The sequence below is a fragment of the Clostridium sp. ZS2-4 genome (assembly GCF_026719745.1).
Classification (GTDB): domain Bacteria; phylum Bacillota; class Clostridia; order Clostridiales; family Clostridiaceae; genus Clostridium_H.
This window is the reverse complement of the sequence record NZ_JAPPRQ010000130.1, coordinates 14,749-38,377: the sequence shown is the minus strand read 5'-3', so window position 1 is coordinate 38,377 and position 23,629 is coordinate 14,749. Positions and strand designations below refer to the sequence as shown.

The following is a 23,629-nucleotide window of genomic DNA, read 5'->3' as shown; positions in this document are numbered from 1 at the left end:
ATGCTTTTTAGATAAAAAAGGGACATGTTTATGAGAATTTTCAAGAAATACTTAGCTTTACCTTTTCTTTTCTCATATCTTATTAGATTGTTACATTTTTGTAACTTTACTTTATAATAAAATGTTATATAATAGTGTCGAATATATATGAAACATTAAAAAAGGAGAAAGAATTATGCGAAATTCAAGAATAAAGAGAAAGACAAGAGCAATAAATGTACTTCTGACAAGCTCTATAACCATTATTGCTTTATTTATTAATTTTTTTAACGGTCCCAAAATTAAAGAATATAAAGCTCAAAATGCTGCATTACAAAATGAACTTCAAGCACTTCAAAAAACAAATAGTTCTTTAACTGCTGAGAATGATGAATTAAACAAAAATCATTCTGACATTGAAAAGAAAATAAATGAATTAACAAAAATATCAGAATAACATAATTAAATTTTAAGAGATGGATGGTAATAATATGAGAAGAAGAAAATCAAATTCAAAGCTTAGATTAATTGAAATTATTTTATTTTGTGCATTGATATTTTCACTTTCAAATATGCTTATAGCTCAAGCAAAAATTATGAAAGTAAAAAGCGAAAATAGTAAATTGACACAAAAGATAAATGAGATAAAAAACACCAACCAAAAAATAACTGAAAAAAATCAAATATTGCAAACTACTATTGATGAGAAAAGAAATTTATACACCGAAAAAATGAAAGATGTAAAAATAGCTTACTTAACTTTTGATGATGGACCATCAAAAAACACTTTAGATATATTAAAAACATTAAAAAATTATAATGTAAAAGCAACTTTTTTTGTAAATGGTCATGAAAGTTTAAAAGATTTATATAAAAAAATCGCTGAAGATGGACATGCTTTAGCTAATCACACATACAGCCATGATTATCCAACTATTTATAAGTCAGTTGATAATTTTAAAAATGATGTAAAAAAATTAGATAGTTTTCTAACTGAAATTACTGGAAATGAACCTACTCATATTATAAGATATCCAGGTGGTTCTAATAATACTGTTAGCCATAAATATGGTGGTAAAAAGATAATGAAAGATATATTAAAAGCTATGGATGAAGAAGGTTACGTATACTTTGATTGGAATGTAGATTCTACAGATGCATCAAAATATCGTCAAGATGAAGATAAAATTGTAAGCTCAGTATTAAACCAAAGTAAACGTGCAAGAAATGGGAAAGCCGTTATTTTAATGCACGATTTAGGTCCAAAAACAACAACTGTACAAGCTTTACCTGAAATTATAGAAGGTCTTAAAGAACAAGGATTTATTTTTGACGTAATTTCAAAAGACACATATAAGACTCAATTTACAAAAATAAAATAATTATAACTTTTATATAAGCAAAGAGAGCATCTACTTGAGTGTAGGTGCTCTCTTTAAATTACCTATATTTTAATTCTTCATTTAATGGCTTTCACGATTTTTTTTGTGGCAACTATATTAACACCTGTTCCTGCTGTATTTTTAACTATTATATCACCAATTTCTATTGGAGCTTTTACAATTATACCTTTTAAATCTTTAATACATTCAAATATTTTTTCTTTAGGTATATCCTTTTCCGTTTTAACAGATAGTATGTCTACTTCTCCTTCTAAAACTGGTACTGAAGAAGTTACTATTCTTGTTGGATTTGTACACTCTTTTTCAGCATAATTTTTTCCTTTAACACATATATTGCCTTGTACATTTATAACTTTTCCATCCTTAATTTCAACTTCTAAATTGCATCCCACTGGACATCCTATACAAGTCAATTCTCTCACAGCCATATATTCTACTCCCCTTCCACTTTTACAGTAATTGTTTTACAATCTGAATATTTATTAAGCATCGCTTTTGTAAGTTTTACTGTTTCCATTTCTCCTGGAGTTAAAATTCTTTTCTTTATATGCATTTCTCGTTTATTGTCAAAATAAACAGAAATATAACTATCTTTATATACGTTTCCTACTCTAAATCTGACATCTACAGTCTTGTCTATATTTTTAGGATTTATCTGTTTAGGCACAGTATATCTAACACCAGATGTTCCAATTAACTCCACTGATTTACCTTCAACTTTTTTTCCTTTTATATAATTAGCAGCATTTTTACCAGCATTATAACTTTCTTCAGTAACATAATCTACTAAATCATGTACATGGAGTACATTACCACAGGAAAATATTCCTTCTATATTAGTTTGCATGCTCTCATTTACCTCTGCTCCTCCAGTTATGTTTGAAAGCTTAACTCCAGCATTTCTGGAAAGTTCATTTTCAGGAATGAGTCCAACAGATAATAACAGTGTATCACACTTTATATGTTCCTCTGTTCCTTTTATGGGTTTTAAATTTTCATCAACTTTTGCAATAGTTACTCCTTCAACCCTATCTTTACCTTCTATATTTGTTATTGTATGAGACAATTTTAATGGTATATCAAAATCATCTAAACATTGAGCAATATTTCTCTTAAGTCCACTTGAATAAGGCATAAGCTCTACTACTGCTTTTACTTCTGCACCTTCTAATGTCATTCTTCTTGCCATTATAAGTCCAATATCACCTGACCCCAATATTACAACTTCTTTTCCTGGCATATATCCTTTGATATTTACAAACTTTTGAGCTGTACCTGCAGCATATATACCAGCACATCTACTTCCTGGTATATTTATTGCTCCTCTAGGTCTTTCTCTACATCCCATAGCAAGGATTACAGCTTTAGCCTTTATTTCACTTATTCCATCTTTGTCATTTACAGCTGTTATAACTTTATCTTTATTTATATTTATTACCATTGTATTTAATTTATATGGTATTTTCATCTTTTTTACTTTATCTATAAATCTCTGTGCATATTCAGGACCTGTTAACTCTTCTTTGAAAATATGGAGACCAAATCCATTATGGATGCATTGGTTAAGTATTCCTCCAAGTTTATCATTTCTTTCTAATATTAGAATATTACCTATTCCTTCTTCCTTAGCCTGTATAGCTGCAGCAAGTCCCGCTGGTCCTGCACCGATTATAACTAAATCGTATTGTTGCATTTAAACTCCTCCCCTCTTTATTATTAAATATTATCTTTTGGCTTTCCTACCAATAAGTTAGATTTACCTCCGAATTTAGTTATCTCTGTATGAGATACACCTAGTTCTCTTATCAAAATATCTACCAATTTAGTAGAACAAAATCCTGATTGACATCTTCCCATTCCAGCTCTTGTTCTTCTCTTTATTCCATCTAAAGTTGTAGCTCCCAATGGTCTTTTTATAGCATTAACTATTTCACCTTCAGTAACTGTTTCGCATCTGCAAACTATTTTACCGTAAGCTGCATCTTTAGAAATAAGAGCTTTTCTTTCTTCATTATTCATTTCTCTAAATTTAGGAATTGCTTTTCTTATAGGGTTAAATTTATCATTATTTTCTGGTGATAATTTTTCAACAATAATATTTCTAATCATTTCAGCTATAGCAGGCGCACTTGTTAATCCTGGTGATTCAATTCCAGCAGCGTTTATAAAGTTCTTAGCATCATCTACTTCGCCTATAATAAAATCTCCCTCTACTTCATGAGCTCTAAGTCCTGTAAATGAAGTTATAACCTGTTTCATAGGAATCTCTTTTATAGTGAGCTTGGCCTTTTCTAACACATCATCTATTCCTTCTCGTGTTGTATCTTTATTGTCTTTATCATCCATATCTACAGAAGTTGGTCCTATAAGTAAATTTCCATCTACTGTTGGTGTAACCAACACTCCTTTACCCATCTTTGTTGGAAGCTGAAATAACGTTCTTGAGGCTATACTGCCTACAGCCTTGTCAAATAAACAGTACTCTCCCTTTCTTGGAATTATGTTGATTTTTCTTTCACTTACCATATTATTTAAATTATCTGCAAACAATCCTGCTGCATTTATAATTATTTGAGTTTCTATATTTCCTTTATTAGTTTTAAGAATGTACATATTTTCTTTCTTATCAACACCTTCTACTTTTGTATTAAATTTAAATTCTACACCGTTTGTATAGGCATTTTCTGCAAGAGCAATTGTAAGTTCATATGGACAAACAATTCCTCCTGTTGGAAGTCTTAACGCAGCTACAACTTTATCTGATAAATTGGGTTCTAATTTTAAAACTTCTTCCCTGTTTAATATTTCCATTGTATCTGGAACACCATTTTTAAGTCCACGCTGTCTCATTTCTTCTAATTTGTGTATATCTTTTTTATCAAAGCATAAAACTAAGGATTCATTTCTTTTAAATGGGAAATCTAGTTCCTCTTTTAATTTGTCGTACAGTTCATTTCCTCTTACATTTAATTTAGCTTTAAGAGTGCCTGGGACAGGATCTTCCCCTGCATGAACAATACCACTGTTAGCCTTGCTTGTACCACTGGCAACATCTACTTCCTTTTCTAACACACATGTTTTTAATTTATATTTAGATAATTCTCTAGCAATTGCACATCCTGTAACTCCTGCTCCTACAATTGTAATATCATACATAATACTCCTCCTCAACTATAATAAAAAGAACTCTTAATTTGAATGGTAATATTACCATTCAAATTAAGGCTCTCCTATTCTCTGCCTAATCAATATTCTCTTATATACAAAGTTATGAATAATAAAGTTGGAAACTGGCTATAATCAAATAGCCAGCTTTTAAGTGAAATACTAAATGATTATTTAAATTTTATTTATTTTCCCATTCTAGAGATCTCTTTACTGCTTTATGCCATCCTTCAAGTAATTCTTTACTATTTTCTTTAGACATTGAAGGCTCAAAATTTCTTGATATTGCCCAATTCCTTGTTACATCGTCTCTATCCTTCCAATATCCTACAGCAAGTCCTGCTAAATACGCTGCTCCAAGCGCAGTAGTTTCTATTATTTCTGGTCTTTGAACTTTTACGCTTAAAACATCTGATTGGAACTGCATTAAGAAATTATTTGCACATGCGCCTCCATCTACTTTTAATTCTTTAAGCTCTATTCCTGAATCTTCTTCCATAGCTTTTAATACATCATAGGTCTGATATGCCATTGATTCCAAAGCCGCTCTTATAATATGCTCTTTCTTAGCTCCTCTTGTAAGTCCAACCATAGTACCTCTTGCATACTGATCCCAATATGGTGCTCCAAGTCCAACAAACGCTGGTACTAAATAAACACCATTTGTATTTTCTACTGCTTCAGCATATTTTTCTGATTCTGGAGAACTTTTTACCATTCTAAGTTCATCTCTTAACCATTGAATTACAGCTCCTCCAATAAATATACTTCCTTCTAGGGCATATTCTACCTTATCTGAAGTACTAGCTGCTATAGTTGTTAGTAATCCATTTTTAGAAGCAACTGCTTTTTCTCCTGTATTCATTAATAAGAAGCAGCCTGTTCCATAAGTATTTTTTGCCATACCTGGTTTAAAGCACGCCTGACCGAACAATGCCGCCTGTTGATCTCCTGCATCTCCTGCAATTGGAATTGATGTTCCAAAAATATCTATATCTGTTTCACCATATACACAACTAGATGGTTTAACTTCCGGAAGCATTGATTTCGGTATATCTAAAGCTTTTAAAAGTTCTTCATCCCATTTTAATTCATGTATATTAAATAACATAGTTCTTGAAGCATTAGTATAATCTGTTACATGTACTTTACCTTTTGTCAGATTCCAAATTAGCCATGTATCTACGTTACCAAATACTAAGTTACCTTTTTCTGCTTCTTCTCTAGCTCCTTCAACGTTATCTAATATCCATTTTACTTTTGTTCCTGAAAAATATGCGTCTAAAACTAATCCTGTCTTTTCTCTAATATCTTTATCTAATCCTTTAGCTCTTAATTCATCACAAGTCTTAGCTGTCCTTCTACATTGCCATACTATAGCATTATATACAGGTTTACCTGTCTTCTTATTCCATACTATCGTTGTTTCTCTTTGATTTGTGATACCGATACCAGCAATATCTTGACTTGTTATATGCGCTTTAGCAAGAGCTTCTGTTGCTACACCTATTTGAGTACCCCATATTTCCATAGGATTATGCTCAACCCATCCTGCTTTTGGATATATTTGTTCAAATTCTTTTTGTGACACACTTACAATTTCACCTTTTTCATCAAATATTATACATCTTGAACTCGTTGTTCCTTGATCCAATGCCATTATATACTTTTTCATCGTTAATCATCCTCCCATTTTAAACGTTTACAAAACGTCTGTTCATTTTAAATTATAAAAAACATCATACATTAGTAATAATGCTTAAAAACTACTTGTTATGTTTATAAATCAGTTTGTTTTCCCTATTATTAACCATTTTAGAATACAGCTACAAATACTAAAGCTCCTAATATTCCTCCAATAATCGAACCAACAACTGGTATCCATGAATATTCCCAATCAGAATCGCCTTTTCCTGCTATGGGTAAAATAGCATGAGCTATACGTGGTCCCAAATCTCTAGCTGGATTTATTGCATATCCTGTAGGACTTCCTAGTGAAAGACCAATAACAAATATTAAAAGACCAACTGCTAATGCACTAATTCCTGCTACCATTTCTGCTTGACCTAAACCTAATAATCCAAATACTAACATTGCTGTACCTAAAATCTCACATAAAAGATTTGATTTAGTATCTCTAATAGCTGGTGCTGTACAGAATACTCCAAGCTTTGTAGCTTTATCTTCAGTTGCTTCCCAATGAGGTAAATAAGTTAACCATACTAATGCTCCTCCTACAATTCCACCTAACATTTGGGCAACTATATAAGGCACAACTTCACTCCATGCAAAATTACCAATAACTGCATTCGCTATAGTAACAGCTGGATTTATATGAGCTCCACTTATAGCTCCAAAAATATAAACAGGGATCGCAACAGCTATTGCCCATGCAGTAGTTACAACTATCCATCCACCATTCTGTCCTTTACATTTGTTAAGTGAAACACTGGCAACTACTCCATCACCTAGCCATACCAAAATCATGGTACCTAAAAATTCTGCCATAAAATGTGACATTAAAATTCCCCCTTAAAATAAAATTTTATAAATATATATTATATATATTTATTTTTGTACTTTAATATTAGGTATGAATTTATATCTTCTATTAAATCTATTTGTTACAAATTTCTTTTAGTCACTCAATAAATTCTATGTATGCATTCCACCTCTTATTACTATATTTTATTTCTTTATTTCTTTATTTAATATATTTTAAATTACCACCCCTTTTACATTATTTTATCTTTTTTGGAAATAAAAAGCAATAGTATATATCTTTTTTAAAAAAATATATACTATATTTCTAGGAATATTATTTAGCTAATAACAGTAAAATATAGTAATTATACCAATGTAATAATTGCTTTAAAGAGGTGATTTGTTATGAAAAAAAAGATTGTTTTTTTAAGTAAAAAAAGTAGTTTTTGTAATTATGCAGCTGAAATTTTAAGGAGGGCTTTTAATGAAAAAGATTTAGTAATAGTTCAAGACAAGGTAGAAAGCAAATTTCCAGAAGAATTGAAATGGTATAAACCTGATTACTTAATTTCTTTTCTATCTCCATGGATTGTACCATCTTACATGCTTGGACAAGCAAAGATTGCAGCTATAAATTTTCACCCTGGTTCTCCAAGATATCCTGGTACAGGATGCTATAATTTTGCTTTATATGAAGATGCAAAAATATATGGGGTTACGTGCCATCATATGAAAAAAGAGGTGGATACGGGTAATATCGTTAAAGTTTCTTATTTTCCTATATATAAAGATGAAACAGTAGAATCTCTAAAATTAAAATCTATGATACATTTACTATATTTATATCAAACCATTATTGATTTAATATATTCAAACAAATCACTTCCTAAATCTGATTTAAAATGGGAAAAGCAACCTTATACTAGGAAACAGTTAAATGCCCTTTGTGAAATTCATCCAAAAACAATGACACAAAAAGAGATTAAAAAGAGGATAAAATCAACTACTTATCCTTTAGCACCAGGTCCTTTTATTGATGTTGGTGGGTCTGTCTTTAATTACCCTGTACCTGAAAGACAACCAATAGCATAGTAATAATTAAAATAAACGTAATAAAACATATGTCAACACATGCAGAGTTTTATTACGTTTATTTTAATTATTTTTTGTCGTTTTTTATTCTTTTTCTTTGAAAAACTTTTATATGATTAAAATAAAGTGTATAATGTATGAGATAACTTTTTGAAAAATTATCCTTGATAAAAAATACTGATTGTGGGGTGAATATTATAGAAAGTAATATTAAACCATCAAAAACACTCTTTTTGATACTATTTTTATTAATGTTCATAAGTGGAATTTTAATTTTTAGATATCAAAAACAAAAACTATTAGAAGAAAAAAAAATAGCTATGAAAACTACCGCAGAAGAATATTCTAAATTTATCCAGGAACAAATAAACACTCTAAAGGTTTTAGTAGTTAATACCGCTAATTTAATCTCTGACGAACCTATAAGCAATTTACCAAATTCTAAGGATAAACTATCTAAAATTTTCTCTTACACAAATAAATCTTTACCTATTATAAGTTCAATTTATTTCGTTGATAATAAAGATGGTATTTCCTATAGTCATACAGGTCTTCACAATAAGATTAAAGAATCAGGAGTTGATCTTCGACAAAGAGATTGGTACAAGTCATCTATAAATTCTGACCAGGTTTTAGTAAGTAGTGTTTATTATGATATAAATTATCATAAACCAGTTATAACCCTTTCTTATGGTGTTAAATCCAATAATAAAGTTTTGGGTATACTTGCCGCAGATATATTTTTAGACGATTTTAATAAAGAATTTTATCTTTTTACAAAATCACATAGTCTTAATAACTATATACTAGATTCAAACGGAGTAATTATTGCTCATGAAAAAAAAGATTTAATAGGGCATAACATGAAACATGTTAAAATAAATAATACCTTATTAACTAACTATATAAACTTATGGAATGAACAATTTTCTAATAAAAAATCTGGAATGGTACAGTATGCAGATTTTACTGGTGACAAAATATATGCTTATTTTCAAAAAATTGATAATTTAAATTGGACGCTTGTATGCAAAATACATGAGAATATGTTACTTGATGATGCCTGGAAATATTCATCTAAAATTTTGCTTTTAATAGTAGTATTATATGCTATAATAATTTTTTTTGGTTATTATATCTTTAAAAAAGCTTATTATATAGATAAACTTACAGGAGTTTTTAATAAGAAGTATTTTAAGAGTATAATTAAAGAAAGAAAAAAAGTGTTTAAAGAGCAGAATGCATTAATTATTAATATCAACAATTTTTCAGTGATTAATAGTAAATATGGTAGTGACATAGGTGATTTAATCTTAAATAAGTTTGCTGAACTTACTAATCATTATGTTGGTTCTGAGTGTGATATTTTTAGGTTAGGAGCAGATAATTTTTTATGTCTTTTTAAAAAAAACATATGGGAAAAATCAGTGCAAAGTGCAAAACTACTACATTTGAAATTAAAACAACTAAATATAGATATCCAAGATATTTCCATAAATATTAATGCATTTATAGGATTAATAAACATTGATATGAGACGCATTGAAGATGCTGGTACGGCAATACATATATTTGAAAATATTATAAAAGATTTAAAACATAAAAGTACCTCAGAATTAATTATTTGTCCTAATATTGAAGAAATGGTTAAGAAAATAAGAGAAAATGATGAAAAACTAAATTTTTTGGTAGATGTTATTAATGAAAATAAATTAGTACCCTTTTTTCAACCAATAATAGATTTAGATACTATGCAAATTAATAAATATGAAACATTAATGAGGATAGACAATAAAGGTAAATATCTCTCGCCTTACCCTTATATTCTACTAGCGGAATATCATAATATGATCAGCAATATAGATATAATTGTGGCAGAAAAAGCTCTCAAATATAAATCTTTAGTGGATAGAGATGATAAATTAGAATTATCTATTAATCTTTCAGGCAAAGAATTAGAAAACAAACAACATATCATTAATATAATAGAAATTGTAGACAAATACCATATATTACATAAAAACATTATATTTGAAATTACTGAAACACAGAATATCCAAAATCTTAATGAGGTTTCACAATTAGTTAAAGAAATTAAAAATCTTGGGTTTAAATTCTCAATTGATGACTTTGGTACTGGTTTTTCATCTATGCAGTACTTGAAATTATTACCAGTAGAATACATTAAAATAGATGGTTCTTTTATAAAAGATATTCTTGATAAAGAGGAAAATGAACATTTAGTCAAGGCTATGGTTAATATGGCTCGAGCCTATAAAATAAAAGTAGTAGCAGAATTTGTTGAAAATGAAGCCATTATGAACAAAATTAAAGAATTAGGAATAGAATATGGTCAAGGATATTTTATTGGAATGCCTGATAAAAATTTTGTAACTTAGCATACTTTGCCACCTATTCTTGGAGCTATTATTGTTTTATCATATCCATATCTACTTATATAATTCCTAAATGTAATGTATAATCATATATTAAAGTATTTATATAGTAAACACAAAAGAGCCTTATTAGGCTCTTATCCTCTTGGTTTGTTCATTTTTCCTAATTTCTTCTTTTTACTCTCTTCAGCTTTCTTTTCCATATAGTCAAATCTTCTTTTTTCATCTCTTGATGGCACATAAATCACTCCCTTTTAAAACTTAGGGTATCCATGAATATAAACTTTATTCTATTTACACCTTCAAAATATGGTTGATATAAGAAAAATGCACCTCATATGTTTTCTTCAAAACCTTTCTTTGATTCCAAAAAATATTCATTGAGTTTTCTAAAATTTGCTACCCATAAGTAAACAACATAAGGAACAAATATTACAAATAATATTGGAATATTAGCCATTAATATAAAATCAAAAAAAATTTCTTCTGTCAATCCGGCAACTATAAAAGCTGTATAAGCACTACCTATTAATCCCCCAAATATGTTAAAAGCTCCAAGAAATTTTTCAACTATTGCGGTTGGTATCACAGAAAGTGCTCCTAAAATAAAAACTTTTATTAATAAGCTTATAGGTTCTCTATCATACCTATCAGTTAAATACGCAGCAAGTGCTAATGCTATTCCTGGAGTTACTGCTATTACAAATAATCTTGTGTACATAACGAGCAACCTTTCTAAACTTGTCTATGATTTTGTTATTTGTAATAACTATTTTTATATTCTTCTTATCTTATGTATTTTAACATTGCATAAAAACACTTGTTGAATTTTTAATAGAAATCAAAAAGAGAGGTGTTTCCACCTCTCCCTAATATAATATTCATTATATTTTACTTTATAAATCCAAAATACCGCTGCTCCAATTTTGACACCTATCTATCCGATAGGTGGGTGTCCTCACAGATGCTTCACTGTTCTTGCCTTATACTGGTCTTATAGATATAATCTGCATCTAAATATCGAACTCCCTTTTAAGTTATGTAGGTTCAAAATAAGAGCTCTACAAATATTTCAGACATATTAACTTAATTATTGACATATCATTTTAGAATTTATCTAAATCCCTCTTTATGATACTTATTATATCAAATTTTATACAAAATGCAATAACTATTTTTATGAAAATATTTTACTCAATTGCTAAAATAAATCTATGCCCTTCATGATATAATTTAAAAACTTAATCGTCATCTACTATTCCTGCAATCTTCATAAGATACATAGCATTTCTTGTAGTAGAAATATCCTTTCTTAGCTTATAATCAAAATATATTTTGTTGTTTTTGTAGTACTCTTCAAAGTGATAGTTTTTTATGTTACTGTTTTCTTTCTCCAAACTTCCAAGCTCTAAATCATGAGTTGATACCATTCCAAGCACTTTTTCCTCACTAAGTTTATTTATCAAATTTTTTGCTCCCATATGTCTATCGATAGAATTAGTTCCTTTAAATATTTCATCTAATAAAAAGAATACTTTTCTTCCTTCTTTGGTTTTACTTACAAGTTCCTTTATTCTAAGTAGTTCCCCATAAAAAGATGAAATATTTTTTTGTAAATTATCACTAATTCTCATACAAGTAAATATCTCCATTATACTGCATTCAAATTTTTTTGCACATACTGGTGCTCCTGCATAAGCTAAAACTAAATTTATACCAGTAGTTCTAAGAAATGTACTTTTTCCCGACATATTTGAACCTGTAATCAATATAATTTTGTTATATCGTCCTAGTGATAAATCATTACACACTCTTTCACTACCTAAAAGAGGATGGCCTATGTTTTCCACTTTAAATACAAACTCACCTTCTTTAAATTTAGGCATAGCCCAATCTAAATTATCAAAAGCTAATGTTGAAAAACTAGACAATTCTTCTATAATCCCTATAGTTTCTAACCATTTCTCCAATTCTTCCCCATTTACCTTTTTCCATTTTTCAAGATTTATCATACAATGATAATCCCATAAAAACACATAGTTCAATATAAAATACATTAAATTGTTTCTGTCTAAAATTAAATCTGAAAGTTTATTAAGTTTTATTATTCTTTGTGAAGAAGTACCTTTTTCATGTATAAGATTTGATTTTAAATTTTTTAAGTAAACTGATTTAAAGCTCTTTTTTTCTATAAGCTTTAACATATTGTAATAATTATTTATTTGTTTCTTATAAATATAAACTGTATCTAATGCACTTTCTCTTTCATTTTTATTTATTTTAAGTACAATAAAATTTACAATTATAAACGCCAAAGGTATATGATAACTTTTTAGTATACCTAAAAAATAATATACAATAGCTCCTAAAGTTAAGACAGGTAGGACTATACTAATAGTTTCAATAAATTTACTATCATAAAAATTGTGTTTTTGTTTTGCCCATTTCAATAAACTTGCTGCACTTTTACCTGAATTAAAATTTTTGAGTCCTTCTGCCTTTAATCGTTGTCTAAAACCTATCATTTTGCTAAGTTCTTTTATAGCTTCCTGTCTTCTATAAATTTCCTGATGTGAATAACCATTACTTGTTAAACTTTTTTTCAATTTTTCTCTTCCAATATAAGTTGTTGTATTATTTATGTACTGAAAAAGAGAAGCCCTGCCAAATATATCTAAATCATTAGAATAAGGATGATTTTCATCTTTATATTCTTCACCATCATCCTGAAATTGTTTCCATTTGCCTTCTACACGTTCTATACACTGCTGATTTATATTACACATATTATATATCAAATCTCTAGTTTTTATTATTTTATCATGTTTTATAGCTATAATTACAAATATTGAAGCAAATGCCAAAAATGTAAAAACGCTTAAATACATATTCTTTATATTATAATAAAAAATCAAAGGAAAACTTACTGCACTTATAAAAATCACCATTCTAATTAGACTTATAATATTTACAATTTTATTTTGTGCTTTTAAAAGTTTTTCATATTTTTCTTTTCTTTTAGAATAAATCGTTTTTATCTTTATCAATTTTACACCTCCGGTATATTAATTCTTGTAATTAATATACCATAAATAACCATGAAAGATATTTTAAATATTTATTTTAATGACATAAATCTTAATTGGTTTTTCTATTGCCAAAAATTACATAGTTTATTTTGAATATATTTCTTTAAACTGCACATATTAATATCATAAGGAACATAACGGTTGAGCCAAGACATATATATGCTCCTTAAATAAGGGTATATATATGTCGGCCAAAGATTGCATATAGGTGAGTTTAAAACTTGTTTGTATGCAGTCGGAGGGAAGATTCAATAGGGTGGGGAAAAGTTTTATTATAGTCGAAGATTTGTAATTTTATTACAAACTATTGATTGTAATAGGGTTCCAACTTATCCTATAGGGTCGAGCGAAGACTATATAGGGTATTGTACTGGTTCTATGCAGCCGAAAGGTTGTATAGGGCTGGGTAAATATTCTATATGGTTGAACGAACCATCATTATAGGTTGTGACCTGCTTTATCATGGTCGAAAGATCATGGTAAGGTAATAAGCTATCTATAATGGTGTAAGGTAAATCGTTATGTTCTTTATACTTTTTTATACCTAGATTAAGTTAATCGAGTTTGGGTAGTAAATCAATTTCTACTTATTCAATTTATTAAGAATTTGATCACAAAAATAAAACTTCCTAAATTCTAAAATTCTTAGGAAGTTTTTTGTTCAACTATTGTACTTTCTCAACTTTTCTATTATACAAGATGAATAAAGTATAGGTGCAAATACGTATTACTTACTGTTTTCTCCTTTAATTCTACTACTTCATAATTCATTATATACACCTCTTTCCAGTTAATGAAATCAGTGTAACATTCATAAACTGACAACAGTATGTCATATTATAAATATTTTTTTAATGCTTTTTCATATTTACTCGTGATAGTATCCTTAATATGTTTTGGTTCTAGAACCTCTGCGTATTCTCCGTAGAACATTAGATATCCATAAATCCAATCGCTCTCGGGAATAATAGTTTTTACAGTAAAGCTACCGTCAATGTTACTTTCAATATCTTCTGGGCAAAACTCGTCAAACACTCGATATGCCATCTTCCCATCAATTTTTAAAACTAATGTAATCATTTTGCTTTTGTACGAATCATCTGAATCCCACCAAATATCCTTTGGGGTATCTCTATTAAAACTTTCTTCTGAAGATAAAAGTCTTTTTATGCGTGTGACTTTGAACATTCTATAATCATTTTTCAATTTGCAGTATCCATAAATATACCATCCATGGTCTTTAAAAACAAGCTTCAAAGGTTCTACACGTCTTGTTGACTTCTCCCCATATGAACTGTAATAATCGAACTCTATAACTTTTTTTGTCAAAATAACATTCTTTAAAACCTTAAACTTTTCTCTTTCACTATCATTGCTACCCCAATGAGAAAAATCCACATCAATCCAACTTGTATTGTTCTTGTTAAACAGGGCTGCAAGCTTACTTAAAACAGGATCTATATTAGGAACTTGTAATGCATTTAAACTTTGTAATGCTGATAATATTTCATTTTGCTCTGTGTCTGAAAGTACTGATTTATTTAAAACAAACTCTGGTAGTATACTAATGCCACCGCCTTTGCCCTTATTAGTATAGATAGGTATTCCAGCTATACTAAGTACATCAATATCACGGTAAATAGTCCGCTGTGAAACTTCAAAACGCTCTGATAGTTCCCTTGCAGTAATTGTCTTTTTCTCAAATAGGATATATACAATTTCAAATAACCTGTTAATCTGCATTATAATCACCCAAATAGATTATAACATAATAATATGACAACTATATGTCATATTAAACTTATTTGAATAACAGAAGTATTAGTTGTTATTCTTGTTCGTATAATGGTGCAAGGTAAATCATTATACTTTTTGTGACAATCTAAACTTGGTAGTTACAGCATATGGAATATAGCTCCTGATAAAAATGGAATTAGCCAAATAATCCAAACAACTACACTAAACTTATGAAAATTAGCCTTCATATTTTCATTGTTTTTTATTAAAACTACTGCAGCCCACAAAGCATGTATAAGCATTAAAACTATTGCTAATAATCCAGTAATACCATGTAGATTAAGTAATGATTTACTTTCGGATATGATACTCATAAAAGTAGTTCCTGCAGTATCACAAACAAGTCCAAGTAAAAACACTCCTAAGTGCCATTTTTTAAGTTCTCCTTGTCTCTTTTCACTCCATACACCTATTGTATAAAAAACAAGTGCTAAATTAATAAAAATAACTGCATATGTTACCATATATTTTCCTCCATTTGTTTTTGAAAAATTTAATTTTAATTATGTGTATTCATGTCTACCTAAATCTCCAATACTCTCTTTATCATTTCTAGTCCTTCTATAATAGCATTCATTTGTGTTTCATCACATTTATCAAAAATATCTTCAAAATACTCATTTATTGTACCGCGAAATTCTTCAACAATTGTCTTTCCTTTATCAGTAAGCTCAATATTAACTATTCTCTTATCTTCTTTACTTCTAAGTCGTTTTATAATATTTTGTTTTTCAAGCCTATCTGCAATTCCTGATACTGTACTATTTGCAAGACTCATTTCTGTACTTATTTCGCTTATTTTCATTGTATTATGTCTGTTTAGTGTTTTCATAAATGTAATTTGAGGTATTGTAAATCCACTGTCTTTAAATTTATTTCTTAGATCATGAAAATATTGGAATTAAATATATTCTAAATCCACTAGACGTAAAAAGAGCAATATTAAATTGCTCTTTTAGAATACTCCATTTGCACCTCAGAATCTATAAGCTGGAGGTTATTTTCTCTTATCAAATTTATTAATAAATCAGCATAAATTTTTTCACCTTTTTTATCTTCTTTAGTACTATATCCAGCATTTTCAATAGCCTCTGCCTGTTCTATATAATAAGAAGATGAAAAAACACCGTATTTTTTATATCTCTTATTTTTACTTAAGAACTCTCCATAATCCTTTAAAGATTCGCTTGCATTTTCATATACTCTGAAGCCATCATTTATAACTTTATCGTAGTATTCTGAAGTTTTCATATTTATACACTTACCCTTCCAGCTTTTATCAGCTTTTATGCCAAACAAATTATTTGCTTTAACAGCTAATTCTGACTTTCCCCATCTAGTTTCTAAAATAGCTTGAGCTATAGTTATAGAAGGAAAAATGCCATACTGTTTATATATTTCAACAGCATCAGGAGCTATTTTATTAATAAATTTTCTCTGTGGGGAATTTTCTTTTAAATTTTTCTTAACTAATCCCATATATTTTAAGTCGTCTAAATAAGTATATACTCTTTTCTTTTCTTCTTTTTTAAAAGATAATTGTTCTAAAACTTCCTCTATACTTCTTAATCTATAATCACTATTTTCAGCTTTATAGGTTGTACTATTTTTAATAACAAACATATCTGCTAAATCTTTTAAACTTCTATTATCCGTTTTTGAAAAATCGTTTTTGTATCTAACACCATCAATAGCAACCAAATATTTCCAATTAATTTGTAACTTACCTTTACTTGCTTCATCAGCAGCATTAATATAAGAACTTATATTTAATTTCTTATCATCAATATGACTATTTGTCCATATAAAATAATTTGCCATATTTAAAACTACCCCTACAATAATCAATAAAGCAATTATTTTATACATTTTTTTTATTATTTTTCTTTTCTCTATCTTTCTTCTCTTTAGCTTTCTTTTCATTTTAATTTTCTCCTATATAATATTGTAATTTAATTATAAACAATAAAGTTAATTTTAGCCAGCTTTTATCCTTACATTTTGTTATTCTTTCGTTACATTTTTATCACAATTTCTGGCGCCTATTAAACACATTCTTCTTATATCTACAAAGTACATCTGCATTTTTTAATCTTGACACTTCTTCCACTTTTAAATTAAATATAGATTTGACTTATATTTAATTTAAGATAAACTAATAATATGTAAAAGAGTTAAAGGAGTGATAAAATGGATAAGTTTAGTGATACACTAAGAAAATACGCAGAGCTTGCAGTTAAAACGGGTGTTAATATTCAGAATGGTCAAACACTTGTTATAAATTCTCCCATAGAATGTGCAGAGTTCACAAGACTTGCGGCAGAATGTGCTTATAATGCTGGTGCCAAGAATGTTCATGTTGAATGGGGTGATGAAGAATTAGCTCTTATAAAATATATGAATGCACCTGATGAGGTATTTAAGGAATTTCCTAAGTGGAAAGCAGATGGCTTTGAAGAACTTGCTAAAAACGGAGCAGCGTTTCTTTCAATTTCTGCATCTAATCCTGAACTTTTAAAAGATGTGGATTCTAAAAGAATTGCAGAAGCAAATAAGGCAAGATCAATTGCACTAAAAAACTACAGAGAATATATAATGAATAGTACAGTTGCCTGGTCAGTAGTTTCCATTCCAACAAAAGGTTGGGCTAAAAAAGTATTTCCTACTCTTGCAGAGGAAGAAGCTGTAGAAAAACTTTGGGAAAATATCTTCAAAATAGTCAGAGTAGATAAACCTGACCCTGTATCAGCATGGAACGAACACTTGAAAAATATGAATAAAAAAGTTCAATTCTTAAATAATAAAAAATTTAAGAACCTTCATTTTGTTTCAAATGATACTGATTTAACAATAGAACTGCCTGAAAAACACTTATGGGCAGGCGGTGGAGAATACAATTCAAAAGGAACTTATTTTGTTGCAAATATGCCAACTGAAGAAGTATTTACGCTACCACTAAAAACAGGCGTAAATGGTAAGGTTAAAAGTACAAAACCACTTAACTATGGTGGTAACTTAATAGATAACTTTACCCTAACCTTTAAAAATGGCAGAATTATTGACTTTTCAGCTGAACAAGGCTATGAAACATTAAAAAAATTAATAGAAACAGATGAAGGCTCTTGTTACCTTGGAGAAGTTGCTTTAGTACCTCATGATTCACCAATTTCAAATTCGAATATTATTTTTTACAACACATTATTCGATGAAAATGCTTCTTGTCATTTAGCTTTAGGAATGGCTTATCCTACTTGTATCGAAGGTGGCAGTGAAATGAATGAAGAAGAAATTGAAAAAGCTGGTGCTAACATTTCTTTAACCCATGAAGACTTTATGATAGGCTCTGCTGATCTTGACATAACTGGTGAAACAATAAATGGAGAAACAATGCAAATATTTAAAAATGGAAACTGGGCATTTTAAAATTTAATTTGTGCAAAAATAGACCATATCTTAAATATTAAGAGAATGGTCTATTTTTGATTATACAACTAATTATCTCTCACTACTTTTGTTTTTTTTGAACTTTTGGATATTTTTTGTTATAATAGGATATATTGTATTAATATTGTTTTTTAATCCTATTATTATATTAAATTTCAGGGAGGAGAGGATATTATGAAAAGTAAGATTTGTATTCAACATGATGGCAAGGAGGTAACTAGTAATCAACTGCTAAATATGTTTAGAGAGTTTTGGAAACAGACAGGAAAAAAAGTTAAAGATGTGAAAAATGTGAATCTATATTTTGTGCCATCACAAAATAAATGTTATTGGATAGCAAGTACATTTAAAGGTGAAGAAAAAGGAGAGTTTGAAGTATAAACTACTATATACATAGTAACCTTATATATCAAATTATAAATAAAAAAACAGGTCTTAACATACGTAAGAGACCTGTTTTTGCAGTTACTTATTTTTTATTTTTTCCATGAACTTTTCATTGAAACCACTCTGTTGAATACCATTTTATCTTCAGTTGTATTCTTAGTATCTACACAGAAATATCCATGTCTTAAGAATTGGAATTTATCTCCTAGTTTTACATCAGTAAGTGATGGTTCTAACTTGCAGTTAGCTAAAACTTCAAGAGAATTTGTATTTTGTTTCATTTCTCCTTCATTCTCTTCATCTTCTATCATTATATGGTCATATAATCTAACTTGGGCATCAAATGCATGTTCTGCACTTACCCAGTGAAGTGTGCCTTTAACTTTTCTTCCTGTAAATCCACTTCCACTCTTAGTTTCTGGATCATATGTACAATGCAGCTCAACTACTTCGCCATTTTCATCTTTTATAACTTCATTACATTTTATAAAATAAGCATTTTTTAATCTTACTTCGTTTCCTGGAAATAATCTAAAGTATTTCTTAGGTGGATTTTCCATAAAATCTTCTTTTTCAACATAAATAACTCTTGAAAATGGAACTTTTCTTGTACCCATATCTGAATTTTCCTGATTATTCTCTACATCCAAGTACTCAACTTCACCTTCTGGGTAGTTTGTAATAACAACTTTTAATGGATCTAATACTCCCATAACACGAGGTACCTTTAATTTTAAGTCTTCTCTTAAACAATGTTCAAGTAATGCTATATCAACTATAGATTCAGATTTAGCAACTCCTATTCTTTCACAGAAATCTCTAATAGCTTCTGGAGTATATCCTCTTCTTCTTAATCCTGAAATAGTTGGCATACGAGGATCATCCCATCCATCGACTACTTCATCATCAACAAATGCTTTAAGCTTACGTTTACTTGTTACCATGTTTGTAATATTCAATCTTGCAAACTCAATTTGTCTTGGTGCATTTTCTATTTCGCACTCTCTTAAAACCCAATCATACAATGGTCTATGTGCTTCAAACTCTAATGTACAAAGAGAATGAGTAATTCTTTCAATAGCATCTTCAAGTGGATGCGCATAATCATACATAGGATAAATACACCATTTATCTCCTGTATTATGATGGGTTGCATGGAAAATTCTATAAATTACAGGATCTCTCATATTCAGATTTGGTGATGACATATCTATTTTAGCTCTTAAAACACGTGAACCATCTTCAAATTCTCCATTTTTCATTTTCTCGAACAAATCAAGATTTTCTTCAACTGAACGGTCACGATAAGGACTGTTTTTACCTGGTTTAGTTAATGTACCGCGGTATTCTCTCATTTCCTCTGGGCTCAAATCATCTATATAAGCTTTACCCTTTTTAATAAGCATAACAGCATATTCATAGAATTTGTCAAAATAATTTGATGCATAGAATATTCTATCTTCCCAATCAAATCCAAGCCATTTAACATCTTCTTTTATAGATTCTACATATTCTACATCTTCTTTAGTAGGATTAGTATCATCAAATCTTAAGTTGCATAGACCATTATACTTTTCAGATGTACCAAAATCTATGCATATAGCTTTTGCATGACCTATATGTAAATAACCATTTGGCTCTGGTGGAAAACGAGTATGTATTTTATTATTAGGGTTAGCTTCTAAATATTCATCTATTATATTATGGATAAAATTAGATGATATATTAGACTCTTCAGCTATCTCTTCTTTACTTTTTATTATTTCAGTATTGTTTTTCATGTCGTGTTGTTCCTCCTATATGAAAATTTGTATAAACCCACATTAGATAACAATATATTCTTATCTAATGGTATCATAAATATATGTTATTTCAAGCAAATTTTATTATTTTATATGTAATTATAATACTTTACACTTATAAACTTCAATATTTTTATTAAATACTTCATAATTTGTAGGACGTTAGTTTTTTAGGGATGACCTATGTATATAATATCAAATACAAATTAAATAAACAACCAACGGTTAGTCTCAAATACTATTAGACATACTATTTCTTAATTACGAACAAAGACATACAGCTTTTATACACTATATGTCTTTAACAACTTGGAATTTTTTATTCTGCTAATTTAAGAGCTATTTCCATCATTTTTGTAAATGTACTTTGACGTTCTTCGGCGGTTGTGGCTTCTCCAGTTACTAAGCTATCGCTAACAGTTAAAATTGAAAGTGTATTTACATCATACTTTGCTCCAAGAGTATACAAAGCTGCAGTTTCCATTTCAATAGCTAATACTCCAAATTTTGCCCATTGCTTCCATGAGTCTGGGTCATCATCGTAGAACAAATCACTGGTAAGCACATTTCCAGCCTTCATATTCACGCCTTGACTTACCCCAATATCGTATGCTTTTTTTAATAATTCAAAGCTTGCTGTAGGTGCATAGTCCATTCCTTTAAAACGAATTTTATTAATTCCAGAAGTAGTTGAAGCACTCATAGCTAAAATAACATCTCTTACGTTTACATCTTCTTGTATAGAGCCACAAGTACCTATTCGTATTAAATTTTTTACTCCATAGCTTTCTATAAGTTCATTTGCATAAATTGATATAGATGGAACCCCCATTCCAGTGCCTTGAACCGAAACTTTTTTTCCATTGTATGTACCAGTAAATCCGTACATTCCTCTAACTTCATTGTAGCAAACAGCATCTTCTAAAAAGTTTTCTGCTATAAATTTTGCTCTCAATGGATCTCCTGGTAATAAAATTGTTTCTGCTATTTCTCCTGTTTTTGCTGATATATGTACACTCATTTAAAATTCCTCCTAAAATATTACTAAAATACAATATATTATAACATATATTAATCAATCTATATGTATTTATACAATTTATATTTATACATAGTAAGTTGAACCATTCTCTTAAAGTGAATAATAAATATGGTATAAACATATTACTTATTCTTTATTCTTTGTAACAAAGGTATTGAAAAATATTCATCAACAGATATATTTCTGTATTGAAAAGCAAGACTACTAATAAGTGCAGAACACCCAAAAAATATTATACCTCCCTGAGGACTTATTATAGTAAAATCTACTAATCCTTGAGCTAAAACTATAGCTTCTAAACCAGCTAATAAATGTACTAAGGAACAGTGATGTTGTCTAAGTAACCTAGTCTCATTAAACAAATAACACTGCATACATATGAATGCACTAAGACCAACACTCCCCAAAGTAGTTCCTATTGTAATCCATATGTTATGTCCATGAACTGTTCTAACATAATCAAATACATCCCCTTTTGCAAAATAAATTCCCATTAGTCCCCATCCAGTTATGGGTTTGATTTCAAACATATTAAAACAATTTTTCCAAATCATTCTTCGATCCTTGATTGAAATGAATATTCCTCTTCCTCTTGGAAAATAGTGTGGGAAATTTAACATTAATGCTATACCTGATAACAAGATTAATATCAAAAATATCATTTTCTTTTTATCTTCTATAAAATAAGCATATGTAATTAATCCTATCAATAATCCTATTACTGCTCCACGTGATCCCGTCATAATTAAACCAGTCATAAATAATAAAGCTACCGATGTATAGAATACTTTCTTAACTTTAGATGCATTTTGATAAAAATAAAAGCATATAAGAACCATAGCTGCATACCAAGTTCCTGCTACATTTGGATTACCAAAAGTTCCAGAAATTCGGTACTTTTCTTCAAAAGGAAGAAATGGATAAATTCCAAGTAAATATTTCCACCAGCTGAAATTGTAATGTATTTCTGTAATCCCCTCAATAATTCCGATAAAACCAGATCCAATAGAAATTAACATAATATTTTTAAAAAGCTTTTCTATTTGTTCCACGGTATTATAGTGATTTTGTAAATATATGCAAACAAAGAAATAAAATAATATGACAAAGGAGGCTAATGTGGAAACTATATCTACATTTATGATTCCCACAAAAAAAGACCATACAAAAAGAAATAGTAATCCTATATTCCAAATATTTCTTAATAAAATACAATTATTCTTAATAATTATATTAAATCCGATAATTGCCATAGGTAATATTGCTAAATACGGTGAAAATACTATGAGAAAAATACTTAACACGTCCATATATATTGCCTCCTGTTATTTTCTATTTGAATGGATGTATATTTATTAAATAAAATTTTCGTTTTTTCCAATACTATTATTTTTTGCCCATAATACCTGAAACCATTCAGTAAATATAAAAAAAACAGAATTTAACTGTTTTGTAAGTAGATAATTAATCCATGCAGCTTTTTAAAATTAAAATTCCATACAAATTTAAAGTTGAATATTTAATAAAATTAAACCTAAAAAAGAGAGAT

General features: G+C 28.9%; 19 protein-coding genes, 1 other RNA gene and 1 pseudogene. 6 read left to right on the top strand and 15 right to left on the bottom strand.

All coding sequences use genetic code 11. The features are described 5' to 3' along the window. Positions 1-175: 175 nt before the first annotated feature. Both OIO11_RS14945 and OIO11_RS14940 read left to right on the top strand, forming a co-directional pair. On the top strand, positions 176-436 hold the full coding sequence (locus OIO11_RS14945) for a hypothetical protein (protein ID WP_268072240.1): 261 nt from the start codon (positions 176-178) through the stop codon (positions 434-436). A 34-nt stretch (positions 437-470) separates the two neighbouring features. Continuing rightward, positions 471-1,361, top strand: a complete 891-nt coding sequence (locus OIO11_RS14940) for a polysaccharide deacetylase family protein (protein ID WP_268072239.1) — start codon at positions 471-473, stop codon at positions 1,359-1,361. 77 nt (positions 1,362-1,438) lie between these two features. Here the strand turns inward: OIO11_RS14940 and OIO11_RS14935 are convergent, their stop codons facing one another. The 5 genes from OIO11_RS14935 to OIO11_RS14915 all read right to left on the bottom strand — a co-directional run bounded on the left by OIO11_RS14935 (position 1,439) and on the right by OIO11_RS14915 (position 7,067). Continuing rightward, complete coding sequence (locus OIO11_RS14935; RefSeq protein ID WP_268072238.1) at positions 1,439-1,810, bottom strand: DUF1667 domain-containing protein; 372 nt, start codon at positions 1,808-1,810, stop codon at positions 1,439-1,441. 5 nt (positions 1,811-1,815) lie between these two features. After that, positions 1,816-3,075, bottom strand: a complete 1,260-nt coding sequence (locus OIO11_RS14930; protein ID WP_268072237.1) for an NAD(P)/FAD-dependent oxidoreductase — start codon at positions 3,073-3,075, stop codon at positions 1,816-1,818. A gap of 23 nt (positions 3,076-3,098) precedes the next feature. After that, positions 3,099-4,538 (bottom strand): NAD(P)/FAD-dependent oxidoreductase, encoded by a 1,440-nt coding sequence (locus tag OIO11_RS14925; protein WP_268072236.1) that lies wholly within the window; start codon positions 4,536-4,538, stop codon positions 3,099-3,101. A gap of 190 nt (positions 4,539-4,728) precedes the next feature. Continuing rightward, entirely contained in the window at positions 4,729-6,222 is a 1,494-nt protein-coding gene (gene glpK / locus OIO11_RS14920) for a glycerol kinase GlpK (RefSeq protein ID WP_268072235.1), read from the bottom strand. A 140-nt stretch (positions 6,223-6,362) separates the two neighbouring features. Continuing rightward, positions 6,363-7,067 carry an MIP/aquaporin family protein gene (locus OIO11_RS14915; RefSeq protein ID WP_268072234.1) on the bottom strand — a complete coding sequence of 235 codons (705 nt, stop codon included), beginning with the start codon at positions 7,065-7,067 and terminating at the stop codon, positions 6,363-6,365. A 369-nt stretch (positions 7,068-7,436) separates the two neighbouring features. Between OIO11_RS14915 and OIO11_RS14910 the strand changes: the two genes are divergently transcribed. Further along, positions 7,437-8,123, top strand: coding sequence for a formyltransferase family protein (locus tag OIO11_RS14910; protein WP_268072233.1), 687 nt, complete (start codon positions 7,437-7,439; stop codon positions 8,121-8,123). Positions 8,124-8,311: 188 nt separating this feature from the next. Continuing rightward, positions 8,312-10,522 (top strand): GGDEF domain-containing protein, encoded by a 2,211-nt coding sequence (locus tag OIO11_RS14905; protein WP_268072232.1) that lies wholly within the window; start codon positions 8,312-8,314, stop codon positions 10,520-10,522. A 331-nt stretch (positions 10,523-10,853) separates the two neighbouring features. On the opposite strand, the gene OIO11_RS14900 is transcribed toward OIO11_RS14905, so the two are convergent. The 7 genes and pseudogenes from OIO11_RS14900 to OIO11_RS14870 all read right to left on the bottom strand — a co-directional run bounded on the left by OIO11_RS14900 (position 10,854) and on the right by OIO11_RS14870 (position 17,328). Continuing rightward, positions 10,854-11,240 (bottom strand): PrsW family glutamic-type intramembrane protease, encoded by a 387-nt coding sequence (locus OIO11_RS14900; protein ID WP_268072231.1) that lies wholly within the window; start codon positions 11,238-11,240, stop codon positions 10,854-10,856. A 176-nt stretch (positions 11,241-11,416) separates the two neighbouring features. Beyond that, a non-coding RNA gene (gene ssrS, locus OIO11_RS14895) (6S RNA) lies at positions 11,417-11,601 on the bottom strand. Positions 11,602-11,760: 159 nt separating this feature from the next. Next, a complete protein-coding gene (locus OIO11_RS14890; RefSeq protein ID WP_268072230.1) occupies positions 11,761-13,566 on the bottom strand; it encodes a MutS-related protein in 1,806 nt (601 codons plus the stop codon). A gap of 879 nt (positions 13,567-14,445) precedes the next feature. Then, a complete protein-coding gene (locus OIO11_RS14885; RefSeq protein ID WP_268072229.1) occupies positions 14,446-15,351 on the bottom strand; it encodes a helix-turn-helix transcriptional regulator in 906 nt (301 codons plus the stop codon). A gap of 152 nt (positions 15,352-15,503) precedes the next feature. Further along, positions 15,504-15,869, bottom strand: a complete 366-nt coding sequence (locus OIO11_RS14880) for an HsmA family protein (protein ID WP_268072228.1) — start codon at positions 15,867-15,869, stop codon at positions 15,504-15,506. 59 nt (positions 15,870-15,928) lie between these two features. Next, positions 15,929-16,261, bottom strand: a pseudogene (locus tag OIO11_RS14875) (MarR family winged helix-turn-helix transcriptional regulator); the annotation flags it as partial. Between the two features lie 86 nt (positions 16,262-16,347). After that, positions 16,348-17,328 (bottom strand): glucosaminidase domain-containing protein, encoded by a 981-nt coding sequence (locus tag OIO11_RS14870; protein WP_268072227.1) that lies wholly within the window; start codon positions 17,326-17,328, stop codon positions 16,348-16,350. Between the two features lie 267 nt (positions 17,329-17,595). On the opposite strand from OIO11_RS14870, the gene OIO11_RS14865 reads away from it, so the two are divergent. Both OIO11_RS14865 and OIO11_RS14860 read left to right on the top strand, forming a co-directional pair. After that, the gene (locus OIO11_RS14865) at positions 17,596-18,828 is read left to right on the top strand and encodes an aminopeptidase (protein WP_268072226.1); all 1,233 of its coding nucleotides are present in this window, start codon (positions 17,596-17,598) and stop codon (positions 18,826-18,828) included. Between the two features lie 195 nt (positions 18,829-19,023). Beyond that, positions 19,024-19,230, top strand: coding sequence for a DUF6465 family protein (locus OIO11_RS14860; RefSeq protein ID WP_268072225.1), 207 nt, complete (start codon positions 19,024-19,026; stop codon positions 19,228-19,230). 95 nt (positions 19,231-19,325) lie between these two features. On the opposite strand, the gene OIO11_RS14855 is transcribed toward OIO11_RS14860, so the two are convergent. The 3 genes from OIO11_RS14855 to OIO11_RS14845 all read right to left on the bottom strand — a co-directional run bounded on the left by OIO11_RS14855 (position 19,326) and on the right by OIO11_RS14845 (position 23,390). Beyond that, a complete protein-coding gene (locus OIO11_RS14855) occupies positions 19,326-21,017 on the bottom strand; it encodes a glutamine--tRNA ligase/YqeY domain fusion protein (RefSeq protein ID WP_268072224.1) in 1,692 nt (563 codons plus the stop codon). Positions 21,018-21,357: 340 nt separating this feature from the next. Then, the gene (gene deoD, locus OIO11_RS14850; RefSeq protein WP_268072223.1) at positions 21,358-22,059 is read right to left on the bottom strand and encodes a purine-nucleoside phosphorylase; all 702 of its coding nucleotides are present in this window, start codon (positions 22,057-22,059) and stop codon (positions 21,358-21,360) included. A 143-nt stretch (positions 22,060-22,202) separates the two neighbouring features. Next, positions 22,203-23,390 (bottom strand): O-antigen ligase family protein, encoded by a 1,188-nt coding sequence (locus tag OIO11_RS14845; RefSeq protein WP_268072222.1) that lies wholly within the window; start codon positions 23,388-23,390, stop codon positions 22,203-22,205. Between the last annotated feature and the right edge of the window lie 239 nt (positions 23,391-23,629).

Coding starts and splice junctions, on each gene's coding strand:
- OIO11_RS14945 (WP_268072240.1), top strand. CDS start 176: ATGCGAAATTCAAGAATAAAGAGAAAGACAAGAGCAATAAATGTACTT.
- OIO11_RS14940 (WP_268072239.1), top strand. CDS start 471: ATGAGAAGAAGAAAATCAAATTCAAAGCTTAGATTAATTGAAATTATT.
- OIO11_RS14935 (WP_268072238.1), bottom strand. CDS start 1,810: ATGGCTGTGAGAGAATTGACTTGTATAGGATGTCCAGTGGGATGCAAT.
- OIO11_RS14930 (WP_268072237.1), bottom strand. CDS start 3,075: ATGCAACAATACGATTTAGTTATAATCGGTGCAGGACCAGCGGGACTT.
- OIO11_RS14925 (WP_268072236.1), bottom strand. CDS start 4,538: ATGTATGATATTACAATTGTAGGAGCAGGAGTTACAGGATGTGCAATT.
- glpK (WP_268072235.1), bottom strand. CDS start 6,222: ATGAAAAAGTATATAATGGCATTGGATCAAGGAACAACGAGTTCAAGA.
- OIO11_RS14915 (WP_268072234.1), bottom strand. CDS start 7,067: ATGTCACATTTTATGGCAGAATTTTTAGGTACCATGATTTTGGTATGG.
- OIO11_RS14910 (WP_268072233.1), top strand. CDS start 7,437: ATGAAAAAAAAGATTGTTTTTTTAAGTAAAAAAAGTAGTTTTTGTAAT.
- OIO11_RS14900 (WP_268072231.1), bottom strand. CDS start 11,240: ATGTACACAAGATTATTTGTAATAGCAGTAACTCCAGGAATAGCATTA.
- OIO11_RS14885 (WP_268072229.1), bottom strand. CDS start 15,351: ATGCAGATTAACAGGTTATTTGAAATTGTATATATCCTATTTGAGAAA.
- OIO11_RS14880 (WP_268072228.1), bottom strand. CDS start 15,869: ATGGTAACATATGCAGTTATTTTTATTAATTTAGCACTTGTTTTTTAT.
- OIO11_RS14870 (WP_268072227.1), bottom strand. CDS start 17,328: ATGAAAAGAAAGCTAAAGAGAAGAAAGATAGAGAAAAGAAAAATAATA.
- OIO11_RS14865 (WP_268072226.1), top strand. CDS start 17,596: ATGGATAAGTTTAGTGATACACTAAGAAAATACGCAGAGCTTGCAGTT.
- OIO11_RS14860 (WP_268072225.1), top strand. CDS start 19,024: ATGAAAAGTAAGATTTGTATTCAACATGATGGCAAGGAGGTAACTAGT.
- OIO11_RS14855 (WP_268072224.1), bottom strand. CDS start 21,017: ATGAAAAACAATACTGAAATAATAAAAAGTAAAGAAGAGATAGCTGAA.
- deoD (WP_268072223.1), bottom strand. CDS start 22,059: ATGAGTGTACATATATCAGCAAAAACAGGAGAAATAGCAGAAACAATT.
- OIO11_RS14845 (WP_268072222.1), bottom strand. CDS start 23,390: ATGGACGTGTTAAGTATTTTTCTCATAGTATTTTCACCGTATTTAGCA.